Origin of the sequence: Acinetobacter colistiniresistens (assembly GCF_024582815.1) — a bacterium.
GTDB lineage: Bacteria > Pseudomonadota > Gammaproteobacteria > Pseudomonadales > Moraxellaceae > Acinetobacter.
This window is the reverse complement of record NZ_CP102099.1, coordinates 2,185,479-2,200,238: the sequence shown is the minus strand read 5'-3', so window position 1 is coordinate 2,200,238 and position 14,760 is coordinate 2,185,479. Positions and strand designations below refer to the sequence as shown.

Annotated in this window: 12 protein-coding genes and 1 pseudogene; 6 read left to right on the top strand and 7 right to left on the bottom strand. The window is 41.5% G+C overall.

Annotated elements, in window-relative coordinates; translation table 11 throughout:
• The first annotated feature begins 34 nt into the window (after nt 1-34).
• Nucleotides 35-1,294 (top strand): exodeoxyribonuclease VII large subunit, encoded by a 1,260-nt coding sequence (xseA, locus tag NQU59_RS10440; protein WP_043970322.1) that lies wholly within the window; start codon nt 35-37, stop codon nt 1,292-1,294.
• On the top strand, nt 1,287-1,484 hold the full coding sequence (xseB, locus tag NQU59_RS10435) for an exodeoxyribonuclease VII small subunit (protein WP_005271643.1): 198 nt from the start codon (nt 1,287-1,289) through the stop codon (nt 1,482-1,484). The genes xseA and xseB overlap by 8 nt, the downstream gene beginning before the upstream one ends.
• Nucleotides 1,485-1,524: 40 nt before the next feature.
• On the opposite strand, the gene NQU59_RS10430 is transcribed toward xseB, so the two are convergent.
• The 5 genes from NQU59_RS10430 to NQU59_RS10410 form a co-directional block, all read right to left on the bottom strand.
• Nucleotides 1,525-1,761 carry a hypothetical protein gene (locus NQU59_RS10430; RefSeq protein WP_111828259.1) on the bottom strand — a complete coding sequence of 79 codons (237 nt, stop codon included), beginning with the start codon at nt 1,759-1,761 and terminating at the stop codon, nt 1,525-1,527.
• A gap of 135 nt (nt 1,762-1,896) precedes the next feature.
• Nucleotides 1,897-2,304, bottom strand: coding sequence for a DMT family transporter (locus NQU59_RS10425; protein WP_043970325.1), 408 nt, complete (start codon nt 2,302-2,304; stop codon nt 1,897-1,899).
• Nucleotides 2,301-2,660, bottom strand: coding sequence for an EamA family transporter (locus NQU59_RS10420; protein ID WP_043970328.1), 360 nt, complete (start codon nt 2,658-2,660; stop codon nt 2,301-2,303). The genes NQU59_RS10425 and NQU59_RS10420 overlap by 4 nt, the downstream gene beginning before the upstream one ends.
• Nucleotides 2,657-3,544, bottom strand: coding sequence for an alpha/beta hydrolase (locus NQU59_RS10415; RefSeq protein WP_043970330.1), 888 nt, complete (start codon nt 3,542-3,544; stop codon nt 2,657-2,659). Before NQU59_RS10415 ends, NQU59_RS10420 begins: the two co-directional genes overlap by 4 nt.
• Nucleotides 3,541-4,260 carry an MtnX-like HAD-IB family phosphatase gene (locus NQU59_RS10410; RefSeq protein WP_096911243.1) on the bottom strand — a complete coding sequence of 240 codons (720 nt, stop codon included), beginning with the start codon at nt 4,258-4,260 and terminating at the stop codon, nt 3,541-3,543. Before NQU59_RS10410 ends, NQU59_RS10415 begins: the two co-directional genes overlap by 4 nt.
• Nucleotides 4,261-4,692: 432 nt before the next feature.
• On the opposite strand from NQU59_RS10410, the gene NQU59_RS10405 reads away from it, so the two are divergent.
• The 4 genes from NQU59_RS10405 (at nt 4,693) to NQU59_RS10390 (ending at nt 8,924) form a co-directional block, all read left to right on the top strand.
• Nucleotides 4,693-5,448: a MipA/OmpV family protein gene (locus NQU59_RS10405; RefSeq protein WP_043970334.1), complete on the top strand. Its 756-nt coding sequence runs from the start codon at nt 4,693-4,695 to the stop codon at nt 5,446-5,448.
• Nucleotides 5,449-5,523: 75 nt separating this feature from the next.
• Nucleotides 5,524-6,963, top strand: a complete 1,440-nt coding sequence (locus NQU59_RS10400; protein ID WP_081408431.1) for an aspartate aminotransferase family protein — start codon at nt 5,524-5,526, stop codon at nt 6,961-6,963.
• A gap of 9 nt (nt 6,964-6,972) precedes the next feature.
• Nucleotides 6,973-8,034 carry a GNAT family N-acetyltransferase gene (locus NQU59_RS10395; RefSeq protein ID WP_257063349.1) on the top strand — a complete coding sequence of 354 codons (1,062 nt, stop codon included), beginning with the start codon at nt 6,973-6,975 and terminating at the stop codon, nt 8,032-8,034.
• A 2-nt stretch (nt 8,035-8,036) separates the two neighbouring features.
• Nucleotides 8,037-8,924 carry an arginase family protein gene (locus NQU59_RS10390; protein WP_257063348.1) on the top strand — a complete coding sequence of 296 codons (888 nt, stop codon included), beginning with the start codon at nt 8,037-8,039 and terminating at the stop codon, nt 8,922-8,924.
• Nucleotides 8,925-8,954: 30 nt separating this feature from the next.
• Here NQU59_RS10390 and NQU59_RS10385 read toward each other — a convergent pair whose 3' ends face one another.
• Together NQU59_RS10385 and posA are read right to left on the bottom strand one after the other, a co-directional pair.
• Complete coding sequence (locus NQU59_RS10385) at nt 8,955-10,124, bottom strand: patatin-like phospholipase family protein (RefSeq protein ID WP_257063347.1); 1,170 nt, start codon at nt 10,122-10,124, stop codon at nt 8,955-8,957.
• Between the two features lie 186 nt (nt 10,125-10,310).
• Nucleotides 10,311-14,308, bottom strand: a pseudogene (gene posA / locus NQU59_RS10380) (delta-poly-L-ornithine synthetase PosA).
• Between the last annotated feature and the right edge of the window lie 452 nt (nt 14,309-14,760).

Sequence of the window (14,760 nt, the reverse complement as noted above, 5' to 3'; positions counted from 1 at the left end):
TACTATAGGCATATCTCTGTTATCACTTGATCCCATGTCTGATCTGCAACTCTCTCTAAGCGATTACTTATCGACGATACAGGAAGTCATACGCGTGGCTTTTGATGAGCCAGTCTGGGTCAAAGCAGAAATTCGAAATTTAAATATCAAAGCTGGTCATTATTACCTTGAGCTCGCTGAAAAAGAACAAGACACAGACAAGGTCATCGCAAGCTGTAAAGCCACGATTTGGAAATTTACTGCAGCTAAAATGGTGCTCAAATTTGAGCGTGAAAGTGGCATAGAACTCTCAAAAGACTTAAATGTGTTAATAAAAATCAAAGCTCGCTTTGATCCGCAATACGGTTTCTCAGTCAATATCGAAGACATCGACTCAAGCTTTACCTTGGGCGATATTGCGAAACGCTACCAGCAGATTCTTGCCCGATTAAGCAGTGAAGGTTTGCTTCATTTGAATAAAGCACTTCCGACACCTTTTGATCTTGAAAATGTACTGGTCATTGCACCAGAAAATGCAGCAGGATTGGGCGATTTCAAAAAAGATGCCGATGCTTTAGATCAAGCTGGTGTATGCCATTTTGTTTACCATAACGCGACTTTTCAGGGCAATACGGCCGCACACAGTATTATGGAGTCATTAAGCTCAGGACTACGTCAATGGGCAAAAACATTTAGCTTACCTCCTGATCTTATTGTGATTATTCGCGGAGGTGGTGCTGTGAATGATCTGGCTTACTTAAATGACTACGATCTTGCTGCCCTACTGTGTAAACGTAAAGTGCCGATTTGGGTGGGAATCGGCCATGAAAAAGATCGTACCATTTTAGATGAAATTGCACATCGTTCCTTCGATACCCCCAGTAAGGTCATCGCAGGTATTCGCAATCTGATCAGTGAGCGCTCACAAGATGTCATCGATCATCTACAGACCATTAAATTACTCTCACAACATCAGATAACCGCCTATCAAAGTCAAAATGATCAGCTCATGAATGTCATCAAGACACTGGCTCAGAATCAAATCATGACCAGCCATATGCAGCTTGATGTGGTTAAATCAACCCTACAATATTTTGCCCGTCAAAAACTAAAGCTGGCTTCGACGCAAATTGAAGCGTTAATGCGGGAAACCCTATTACAAAATCCGAAGAATGTTTTGGCCAAAGGCTATGGCATTATTCGTAGTGAAAACAAAGCGATTCGCTCGGTCGATCAAGTGACATCGACTGTCTCCATCGAAATGCAAGATGGCTACATCCATGCCAATGTCAGTGAGGTAATTCATCATGAGTAAAAAAGAGTTAAGCTTTCAAGAAGGTTACCAGCTGTTAAAAAAGAATGCCGAGCTGTTAGAAGCACAGGACGAGCCTGATATTGATAATCTCATGAAGATTGTTGAAGAGTCGATGGCAGCTTACAAAGCCTGCAAAACCAGAGTCGATGCCGTACAACAAGCGTTGAATGAGACGTTTAAAGAAAACTAGTGCCCTGTTCTGCTCTAAGCGTATCCTCTAAAGCATTGCTTCATTTTTTGTACTTATACAATTCTGCTAGCTTCATGATCAATTGGTCGATATTTACGGCGCCGTAGGATAGATACTCGGTTTCAGGAATATTTTTTTTGATGTAATTCAATCGACTGATATATTCGTCAGCCCGATCATCCATAAACAAATAGAAGTGATACCCTTCCAATAAACCATGTTCATTTTTTTCTATGATCTTTGACTTCTCAAAATCAACAAACAACTCATCCGTCATACAACTTTTCTATCTATCATTGAATAAATTTAGCTTAGAAAACAGATTATTTCATAGGGTTATGACGAACTTATGAATTCGTTTGCGCAATTTCTTTGTATATGACGTTCTATCAACAACCCGTGGGTCGAGTCATTAACTCTCAACCTCTTTGCTGAGATCAGCTTCTTGGCTATGACTCTCTTCATCTTTAGCTAGAAAACAGACTCCAGCAAAAATCAGAATGGCACCTGCAACTTTGGTGAATGTAAGTGGCTCATTGAATAACCAGATAGACAAAAACATCACACTAATTAATTCTAAATGTGATGCAGCAAAAGCTGGACCAATGGGGGCATGTTTAAGTAAATTCATCCAGATAAAGAAAGCCCCCAGATATCCAATGAACGCACCATAAATCCAAGGATGACTAAATACACGAACCAACCATGCCCAATCAAAAGTTAAAGGCATCGCATGAACAGACGCAAATTTAAAACTGATCTGCGCTAAAGTATCAAACAGCATCAGTACCAGAAAGCCAATAATATAAAACTTTTTCATGCACCAACCCCAACAATGGTGACACCTAATGCAATCAACACCACACCAATTAATCGATTTCGGGTCAGTTTTTCTTTAAAGAATAATCGCCCAGCAAGCATAATTACCACAATATTAATGCAGCCCAGCATAACGCCGATGGAGAGTGGAACCAATGAAAGAAAAGCCAGCCAAACCACAAATTCAAAGATATAACAAAAAATACCGAGCCATAACCACGGACGCTTGAACATGAACCACCAATGATCAAGCCCTTGATTGGTTTTGCTTTCATGAGCAGCGGCCTTAAACGCCAACTGCCCAACCGTATCAATTAAAATAGTTAACATCCATACGCCAAATACAATTGCATTCATACAAGCAGCCCCACCTTAATCGGGGGGGTAGTGAATTCTTGTGAGGTTGAATGCGATTTAGGTGCACTATTGTGCCGACGCTGGTATTGTTGAATGAAATGCAGAGACTCTTCAATCACTTGCTTGCGATCATTATCAATCGTAATCATGTGATAACTATTATATAGCCAGACTAAACGTTTAGGTCCCTTGACTTTGTCATAAACCAATTGGCTATTGTTACGATGAGAAATATCATCATCATAGGCATGTAATAAAAGACACGGGGCAGTAATATTTGTCAAGTTTTTACGGACATTGCGCGACAAACGTTGTAGCTGAAACAGCGAATGCCAAGGATTTCCAGGTAAGCCAGCCTCTCCGCTTTCCCCACTATTCATTGCCTGAACAATACGAGAACGCAAGACCTTATTTTTAATGCCATATGGTTCAGCTTCATCAAAGGTATTGTTGCGACAAATATTGAGATAATGCACACTCGGCAATACAATCGGCGCCAACAATTTTGACCATAATGGAATACTCCAGCCATCGTATTGAAACGTAGGACTATAACCAATGACGCCTGCGACAGGATAGACCGAGGCGTATTTTAGTGCCAATAACGCTCCCATCGATAACCCTGCAACAAAAATTTCATCGGTATGCTGTTTTAACTTTTCTGCCGCTGCAGTTACACTCGCAAACCAATCCTCCCAACGACTATTCACCAGATCTTGCACATCACCACAATGCCCAGCCAATTGAACACCAGATACACTATAACCCGCTTGATGAAATGTTCGTGCAATCCCTCTCATCTCATTCGGCGTTCCAGTCAATCCATGAATCAGTAAAATGCCCGTGCGGTTGCCTGAGAGAAAAAATGAATGATCTTTTATCATGTTATCACCATAACAGAGTTATCCTGCCCTAAATCACTATTCAGCAGTTTAGCCAAAGGATGATAAATTTCTTCGAAATTCTCAAAAGTCGTATGAGAAATATGATGATCTTTACAGTGCTGTATCAATGATTTTTTTGCAAAAACATAATCCGCCTGAGCGGCAAGACAGAAATCTGAACGACCATCACCAATTAAGATGATATGCTGCTTCGGATACTGTTGTGCAACACTACACTTACAAGTGCCACTTTGGCTGATACAACTCAACTTCTCATTGGGAAACTCGAGCTGCCAGCTTCGCTCATCTAACTGAGCCAAATGATTGGCAATGATGGGTAAATGGTCTAAACGATAGCGTTTTAAAATATGACGAATAACCAGATCAAGCCCATCACTCACGATTGTTAAAGGAATTTTATATTGTGCTGTAATCTTGACTAATTCCAGAAATCCTAAATCAATTTCAATATGATCTAGGCATTCATATAACTCATCAATGGAAACATCCAGCAAGGCAATTTGTTTTTGCATACAAACTTTAGAACCAATTTTTCCAGCAACCCATTCATCCTCAATATCTTGCCAGCCTGGTCTAGCAAATGTCTCTAACAAGTGATCAGTCGTATCTTTTAAACTAATTGTTCCATCAAAGTCACATAAAATATGGCAGGGTACAGTGTGGTCTGTATCGTAATGCTGGTTGACCATGAACATAAGATGCCTCATATGGATAATTTAAAAATCTTTTTATAAAAATTACATGCTAACTTTAGGCCCGAAATCTTAAAATTTCTTTAATTATAAATATTCTCAATTTATACCAAAACTGTGTGAATAAAATGTTATATTATTCTAGCACTTCATCGAATTGCTCTAAATAACAAGTTATTCTAAGACCCCAAAGCCATACTGAAATGAAAAATAAACTAATGACAATCAATAGATTAAATCAAACAAATATCTGCAATTCAAGCATTGTTTTTATTGGGAAGCATGTTTACCAGCTTAAAATCCATAAAACTTCACAAAAAATACAAAATAAAGCTTGTTTTAATTTTTCATTAAGATTTATGTAAGAATCAACTTTTATATTAAAAAAATATTTCATAGATCACGATGTCATGCATCAATATACAAAGACTGAATATGCTTAAACCATTGAAAAAAATGACCATAGCAATAGTAACTAGCAATATCTGCTTTTACTATCCAGCTTATGCGAAAGACACTGAGTTACCAGATTTAACCATGGGTTTTAACTATTCGGTAAACTTCCAAGCGTATAAAGGTCACAGAACCTATCAGAGTGTACTGCCTGTTTTTTTCTATGATAATGATCAATTTTATATTGAAGGCGACGATGCAGGCGTCTATTTGTTTAAGGATGATCACAACCAATTACGCCTCAATGTTCACTATGACAGTAATTCCTACGACCCAAGTGGTGAACTTCATTCACTGGATAAACGCAAATGGTCAGTTATGGCGGGTGGAAGCTACATGCGGATTACCCCCTATGGTGGATTTAAGGCACGCTTGGCTACAGATGCTTTATCGCGCAGTAAAGGAACCCTGTTTCGAGGTTCCTATCTGGCCGAATTTGATCAAGGCAATTGGTCCTTCTATCCTGAATTGGGCTTTCAATGGAATAACGCGCAATACAATCAGTACTACTACGGTGTAAGTGAAACTGAGTCCAAACGTAGTGGTATTTCAGCCTATCAACCTGGCCAAAGTGTATTTCCCTTTGTCAGTTTTGCCGCTAACTATGAAATGTCTAAACACTGGAATGCTTTCAGCTCAGTGGAATTCAACTATCTCTCAAATGAACAATTTAAAAGCCCGATGATTAAACGACGGACAGATATCACCCCTGCCTTCGGGATCACCTATAACTTTTAAATCTATCACCCCATTCACTCAGCCTCTGTATTTAAACCATACATACTGAAAACACCAACCACAAAGGAAACAAGTATGAACAATAATCATAAATTCACGCATGAACCTGCTTCTGCAAAGAATTTCGATGACAGCGTTCCACTGAATGAGGCACAGCTTTTAGCAGATGAAGCAAAGTATTGTTCACATGGTGATACCGTACATTATGTTAACCCACCTAAAATCTTTACCGATTGTCAGGGTAGTTATATCTTCGATGATCAAAACGTTCCCTATTTAGATTTACAAATGTGGTATTCAGCAGTCAATTTTGGCTATAAAAATCCACGTTTAGATCAAGCATTAATCAATCAAATTCATAAACTGCCTCAAATTGCCAGCCAATACTTGCATCCAACCAAAATTGAACTGAGTAAGGTCATTGCTGAAGACATGTTCAAGAAGACCGGTGTAGAAGGCCGAGTTCATTACAATGTCGGTGGCTCGCAGGCAATTGAAGATTCACTAAAACTTGTTCGAAACTTTTGCAAAGGTAAAAGCCGAATGTTTGCTTTCGAGGGAGGCTATCATGGTCGTACCTTAGGTGCATCGTCGATTACCTCAAGTTATCGTTATCGCCGTCGTTATGGTCATTTTGGTGAAAGAGCGCAATTCATCCCATTCCCATATCCTTTCCGTCGCCCGAAAGGCATGACACCAGAAGAATATGCAGATAAGTTAGTTGCTGAGTTCGCACGTCTTTTTGAAAATGAATACCACGGAGTATGGGATCCAAAAGTTCGTGAAAGTGAATTCGCCGCGTTCTATATCGAAACGATTCAGGGTACGGGTGGTTATGTAATTCCACCGAAAAATTTCTATAAAGGCTTAAAGAAAGTCCTTGATGATCACGGTATTTTGCTGGTTGTAGACGAAATCCAAATGGGCTTCTACCGTACTGGTAAATTATGGTCATTTGAACATTTTGATATTACGCCTGACGTCGTTGCATTTGGTAAAGCACTGACCAATGGATTAAACCCGCTTGCAGGGATTTGGGCCAAGGAAGAAATGATTAACCCAGACGTATTCCCTGTTGGCTCAACACATTCAACCTTCGCATCTAACCCACTTGGTACTGCGGTTGGCCTAGAAGTGATGAATATGTTGGCTGAAAAGGATTATGAAAAGCAGATCATGGAAAGTGGTGCCTATTTCCTAGAAGGACTCAAAGACCTGCAATCACGTCACCCTGAAATTGGTGATGTAGACGGACTTGGTCTCGCGCTACGTGCTGAAATTTGCCAAGCTGATGGCTTTACGCCAAATAAGGAATTATTGGACAAGATGGTCGATATCGGACTTTCTGGTACGCTTGAATATCAGGGACAACAATGTGGTCTCGTTCTGGATGTGGGCGGTTATTACAAGAATGTGATCACATTCGCACCGTCACTCGAAATCTCACGTGCTGAAATTGAGCAAGCCATGGTCTTGCTTGAACAACTCTTGGTTCGTGCAAAACGGGAATTATAAAATCAACTTATGGACAAAAACCTGAATCAGTTAGAACCTCAGGCCGTGGTGGATGCTTTTTTACAGCATCCACCCATCAGTTTTCAGGTTCATTCTCCTCAGCACTTTCTACCGTACTTTTATACCGACTTTGACTTATTGACGACGCTAGATACCGATGTTCATAAAAAAGTTAAAGCATTACCTGGTTATAAACTATGGGGCAAACTTCTGCATCTGAAGACCTGTTTTATCGGCACAACCGTGACTGAATACAGCCCACTGCCGAATCAGCTCTCTGTAGAACCCATCACAAGTTTTCTTAAAAACAATGACCAAAAAATCAAATTAGGAATCATTAAAGACCTGCCTTTAAGCTCACCTTTATTGAGCGAGGCTGAAAATACTTATAACCACCACTTTATTCAAGACGCTGAACAGCGAGGATTTCTCTCTGTTGAAGGACAAGCTTTGGCCTATGTACCAATCGACTTTAGCAGCCGTGAAGATTATCTTTCCAGACTTTCTCGCAGCCGCCGTAAAAATTTAAAGAGAAAATTAAAAAGCTTGGATGAACTCAATGTCGAACAATTGTCCACGGGCGATATACAGTTCAATGATAATGAGTTTAGAGCACAGCTCTACCAACTTTATCTCGCGGTTTATCATCAAAGCGACATACATTTTGACTTACTCAGCGCCGAATTCTTTGATCAGATTTTGCAAGACCAGAACAGCGGCGGCAAAGTGTTTTTGTATTGGGCTGACACACAGCTTGTTGGTTACAATCTGTGTTATGAATACCAAGGCAATCTGGTGGATAAATATATTGGCCTAAATTATCCCTTGGCCACAAATTACAATTTATATTTCATCAGCTGGTTTGTGAATTTAGATTATGCACTGAAGCATGATTTAAAGTTCTACATTGCTGGCTGGACAGACCCCGAAGTGAAAGCTCAGTTAGGTGCTCAATTTACCTTTACCCGACATTTGGTATGGGTGCACTCCCCAATCTTACGGTTTATTCTAAAAAAATTGCGGCCCATTTTTGAAGCAGATCATCACTGGCACAGCAAACAGGAACAATAATTATGACGCTGACGGATAACAGAAGACCGATTGTATTAAATTTCGATGACTCCGCTGGTGAATTTGAAGGTGCATTACGTCTAGACCTCAGTACGTGGCAGGAAATGATTCGATTTGGCTGTAAATGGAATCAATTTCAAGCCTTAGGCAACTATCTCAACCAACACCTTCCCACACAATTTGGATGTCTGCTGATGGGAAGTGGCGATTATCATCACATCACTCAACTGTTACTTGCAAGACAAGTCATAACCAGACCCATTCATCTCATTGTCTGTGATAATCACCCAGATAACATGCGCTATCCGTTTGGTATTCATTGTGGTTCATGGGTGTACTGGGCAAGCCAATTGCCCCATATTGCACGTATCGATGTTATTGGAATTCATTCGAATGACATTGGCTGGCAACATGCTTGGGAGAACCATTGGTCCCCGTTACGCAAAGGTAAATTGCATTATTGGAGCTTACAAAAAAATGCTTCATGGACACGCTTTATCGGTGCTAAAGGTGTTTGGCATAATTTCAACCATCCAGATGACCTGCTCGCTAGTTTCTTAGCCGAAATAAGCCATCAGGATAGCCCGATTTATTTATCCATTGATAAAGACGTACTCTCCAGTGAAGTGGTCATGACCAACTGGGATCAAGGTCTGTTTCTCGAACAACATTTACAAAGTTTGATTCAGGCATGTCAGGGTCGACTAATCGCTGCAGATATTACCGGTGATATCTCGGCCTATCATTATAAAAATTATTTTAAGCGCTTCTTGGCCGCCTCAGATGGACAACAAGAGCCCTCCGTGACTGAGATTGAGAATTGGCAATTACAGCAAAAAGCGCTCAACCTACGTTTAGTCCATGAGATCAATACGGCATGGATGAATTAACCCAATATTTTTTTATCGTTATCGTTTAATTCATCTCATCAAAATGTCATTCGGTAAATCTTTATGCCATTGTTGTTGCGTCGCTGCAAACTGATAGCCATATTCATATAGCTTCCTCATATAAACGGTATCAAACTGTTTTAAATGTTCTCCTTTAAAATCCTCATCAATATAAGCAAGATTAAAATCAACCTGATCTTGCTTTGCAATTTGATAAAGATGCAATACATCACTTATGCCTTGATTTTGTATCAATGCCCGAATAGCCCGTCCACCAATACTTAAAGTTTTCCTCTTGGTCTGATTCCAACTCGGCCGAAAACGGCCATTGCGGATGACATACAAATGCACTTCGCGATTGATGGATTGACCCATGATTTGCTCTAATCGCTTCTTCAGTGAGGCAGGATATAAAAAGACCTGATTGACCACCCCACCATCGACATGCATTTCCTGATATTTTTTCCCACCCACTTCCACATCAATCATCACGGGTGAAACCACTCCAGGAATACTGGTAGATGCAATAATAATTTTACGAAATAATTCTATTGCATTCGGTGCATTGCTCGATGCAATTTCTCCCATATTCCAAATCGATTGACGTCCTGCATCAATATCGGTTGTTCCAATTTGTAAGATCCGACCTTTGGCATGCTCTTGTGCAATCAAAGCTAAAACTTCAGGTGTTATGTATTTTTCAACAATCTGGGTAAGTGGCTCGCTACTGGCCATACCATCTTTGACTAAACCCATGACAATATTACGATATCGAAATATCGTATTCGGTCCAGCGGAGGTCGCGACTGTACTCAAAATATCATCATATTCTGGGCCTAAAAAAGCAAATGGCGCAATCAATGCACCCGCACTTACCCCTGTAACAACCTTAAAGTCATGCCGTTTACCACTTGCCGTCAGTCCACATAATACACCTGCGGCAAAAGCCCCATTTTCACCTCCGCCCGAGATTGCCAAGGCATATAATGGAGGTAATTTTTCAGATACATGCCTGAGCGATTCTAACTCGCGCTGACTATTTCGAAGTATCGCTTCAATAAAAGGTGTCAGATCATGGTCAAACCAAACGCGTGCATTGGGAATACCTGAAATAATTGCTTTTTCTGTCATCCGTTCTGGAACAGCTTCAAGGCGTGAGTGCCAGTTAAACGCCTGAATAATCCGATGAAATAAATTCATAATCCACCACCTAAAATCATTAATAGGATTTTTACTGCCAGACTTTAACTATAAGACCTTGCATTGATTTTTATCGTATAGAAATTTTCTCAAATCCATTTTAATAAAAAGAGATAAGAAGAATTCATCCTCTTATCTCTTTAGCCTAGCTCATCTTGTCTAGAAACATCATTTTTTCAACATAGATTACTTATATTTCCAAGGCACAGCAGGTGAACCAATCCAAGCCGATTTAGCTGGAATGTTCTCACCCTTCATCACCAGGGTCAGTGGACCCAATACCGCATGATGACTCACATTGGCATTATATAAAATAATACTGCGCGCATTCACCACCACATCATTGCCCACTTTCACCTGACCAATTTTCATGATTCGGTCTTCAAATAAGTGCGTCTGTGGACCAGAGAAACTGTTAAACTCCGCTCGATCTCCAATCTCAACACAGTCAAACTCAGTGATATCTGCACTATCCATATACACATCCTTACCTATACGTACCCCTAACAGGCGCAGGAAGAACGGTAACATTGGTGTGCCTCTGAGATAGTTCAGGAAGTTCGGGATGGCAACCGCTTCATATAAACTGGTCACCCCTTCACTTAACCAGACAAACATGGTCCACATCGGTGCTGAACGTGGTTGGTAACGTCCAATTAGAATCCACTTCAATAACGCCACGATCACAAAGCAGCCCACTCCATAGAGTAACCCCGCCAAAGTCAAGGCCAATAGCCCTGTCGCGATATTGTAGTTATTAATCACATCGATAATTTCCAATACGATCATATAACCCACACCAATCGCCAGCGCTGCCGGTAATACGATCCGTAGACCTTCAATCAAACCACGCATCAGACGTCGTTTGAAACTCGGCTGAAAGGTCAGGTGATCTGGATATTGTTCTGCGGCTTCACGTGCAGGCAGCAGTAAAGGTGGAGAACCAAACCAGGTTTGACCTGAATACATTTCTCGGTTATCTGGTGTTTTGGATTGCACCCCAATCAACACATTGTCCGGTAATACCGTCCCATCCGCGATATAGGCACTATTCCCCACAAAGCTGCGGTTACCAATCTGGGTCGATTTTAAGGTCATCCAGCCACCCTTGATTTCCTCATCCCCCAACATCACGGCATCGGCAATAAAGCTTTCCTCTCCCAAGGTCAGCATTTCAGGAATTACTCCATTTGCTGTTGAGATTTCAGTGTTCTTACCGACTTTGGCACCCAACAAACGGAACCAGGTCGGTGCGTAAATGGTGGCGAATAAACCATGCAGGGTTTGTAAACTGGTTTCCAGAATCTGTGATGCAAACCATTTACGGTAATAAGTACCACCATGAATGGCATAGCTGCCAGTCTCTAAACGCGGCAAAGCCACTTTGCGTAAGACCGAAGAGATCAGTGCGGTAATTACCATCATCATCGCACTGGCTGGAATCGCCAGAATGAAATAGTACAATGCAATCTGTAAGTGGTTGTTCGAATCAATATTAAAAATATTGACATCTAACCAGTCCACCAACAGGAAGCTTGGAAAGATCGGGATAAAAAAGATACAGGCAATGAATAAGGCACTGATTGCATAGTAGGCATATTCTGAGATTTTGCGGATAAACGACAGTTTTGGGCGTGCAGCCAATGGCTCCAGGCTGTCAACATGGCCAATTTTCTTCGCAGGTGTACCGTCCCAGATTTCCCCTGCTGGCACTGTGGTGTCATATTCAATCGCAGTTAAGGCATTTACATGAGCACGGGGTTCTAATACGGTATTTTCTTCCAGAACGGCATAGGAACCAACATAACTGTCTTGTTTGAGCTGGATTGAGCCCAATACCAGATGACCATGTTCAACTTTGGCATTCTCTAGATTGACATTGGAACCAATACTGACCCCATCTTCAATGGTCAATAAAGATGGCATCCGGATATGTACGGAACTGATGTTGACATCATGGCCAATCTTTGCGCCCAGTGCCTTGAGGTAGAGATTCAGCAAGGTGGAACCCGATAAGAGATATACAGGTGAAATGCTGCTGATTCGGTCCGCCAGCCACCAACGGAAATAGGTCATTCCCCAGAGTGGGTAACGCCCTGCTGGTATCCCGAGTAATAACACCCGTTTTACGGTAATCGACAGCGCAAAGCTGGCAAGAATCACCGTTATATAGACCAGTAATGACAATAGAATCGCCGATGGAATGGTGTCTCGGGTACCGCCGGTAAAATAATGGTAGGTAAAGAACGGAGCCAGCCATTGTAAGATGTTGATCGAAATCAGCACTGGAATCGTCACCAATTGTGCCAGACCACACAGCCATTTATAGCGGGTATTCCGTGGATTATCCTGCCCAAGCTGGCTATCGAATAATGATGCTTCAGGTTGTTCCAGCATCAGTGCGGCAATGGCACCCACTCTGCGAGCCTGATACAGGCTTTGAATGGTTAGGTGACTGTATTCAGGGTGCTCGCGTAGGTTGGAAATCAGTACAGCAGCCAGCAGTGAATGTCCACCGAGATCGTCAAAGAAGTCTGCATCTAATTTAATCGGGATATTTGGAAATAAACGATTGAGTATGCCAAATAAGATTTCTTCGGCCTGATTCTGCGGCTGATCTGATTCGCTCCGATCGACCACACTGGTTAATGGACGTGCTTTCAGTGCCTTACGGTCAATTTTTCCTGACAATAAGCGTGGTACTTCTTCAATCACTTCAAAGCGGTTCGGCACCATATAAGGTGGCAAGCGCTGACTGAGTGATGACGCAGCTGTTTAATTTCAATGGCCTGTTGGGCATCAATTTCAGGAGCAATGAAGGCAATCAACTGATCAATACCGTCTTCAGCACGTAGAATTACGGCTGCGGTGCCAATGCCATCCAGATCACATAACGCAGCTTCAATCTCACCGAGTTCAACCCGGAAGCCGCGGATTTTAACCTGATCGTCGGCACGGCCTAAGCAATGTACCTGACCAAATTCATCGATTTTGGCCAGATCCCCAGTGCGATACAGGTTTTCTTCATCAGGGTTACTGGCCCATGGATTCTGAATAAATTTATCTGCGGTCAGATCAGGACGTCCGAGATAGCCAGGGGCCACACTTGGTCCAAAGATACATAGTTCCCCTGTTTCTCCTTGCGGCAACAATTCGCGCTCCGCATTGATGACCAGCATGCCATAGTTGGGTAAAGGCTTGCCAATGGTCACTGGTTTGCCACGCTGCAACAGTTCCAGACTGGCAGAGACCGTGGTTTCAGTTGGCCCATAGGTGTTAAACATTTGGTGGTGAGCTAAGGCCCAGCGATCGACCAGTGAATCCGGGCACATTTCTCCACCCAGATTGATGATGCGCAGATTCGGTACATCTTCCGGGAATAAAGCCAATAATGTTGGCACCGCATGTAGAACCGTGATCTGTTGCTGTTGCAAGGTTTTACACAGGCGTTCTGGATCACTGACCAGTGATTTAGGTGCTATCCACAATGTTGCACCGACCAGATAAGACAGCCAGATTTCCTCAAAAGACATGTCAAAAGCCACTGAGAAGCCTTGATAGACCTTGTCTTGCTCCTGAATGCCCAGGATACTGTTTTCACTACGCAGGAAATGGCAAATATTCTTCTGGGTAATGACAATCCCTTTCGGTTTACCTGTCGAACCTGAGGTATAAATAATATAGGCGGGTTGCTCAGGTGTGGTTCTGGCGAGTTCAACCGCCTGATCGAGTGGGCGTTGTAATTCGGTATTGGTCCACTTGCTTTGTGGGACTTCAGCCAAATGTTCATACCACTCATCGGTGGTGATCATGCCGACTGCCGCAGCATCGTCAAGACACACTGCAATCCGGTCTGCCGGGGTATCCATATCAAAAGGCAACCATGCAGCGCCACTAAGGCAGATCGCCAATTGGGATTTTAATAATTCAATTCCTCGCGGTAACCACAAGCCAACAATATCTCCCGCTTTAACCCCCTTCAAGGTTAAGTGCTGTGCCATGACCAGTGCTTGCTGATATAACTCGGCATAACTGATCTGTTGCTCTGCTTCGATCAGGGCAGTCTTTTGAGGGAGGCGTTGCGCAGTCTGGACAAAAATATCGGTTAAAACTTCTTCCTGCAAAAACTCTGGGTGGTGCTTACCACGAATAATATTTTTTTCGTTTATCACAATTTGATTCATTCAGTTGATACGCTCGTTAAAATTATGATTTAGCAAATAACTAATTCAGTCATGATGGTTATTTAAAATTACTTATTAGAGAAAAGAATTGTTAGTTTTTGAATTTCACCCATAGAAAATAGATAACAACACGCCGAAGAGATTACATTTTATTATATTAAGCTGCAAGGTAAAAGACCAGATCACCTAAGCTTTAATAATAAATGGAGATATTTTATATCTTCACTCAGTTCAGTCTTTTATAATAAAATTTATGCTAATCCAGATATAAAAATGAACAACATGTCAGAGTAATACAATGTAAATTACCTACATCAAATAAAAAAATAATACAAAAACAAAGCACTATAAATTTAAAAACGATCTAACTGCAGTTTTTGGGCAATATAGCTTACATCTGCTCAATTTTACAGCAGGTTATAAAAAATGTTTTTATCGATGTAACAGTCCCT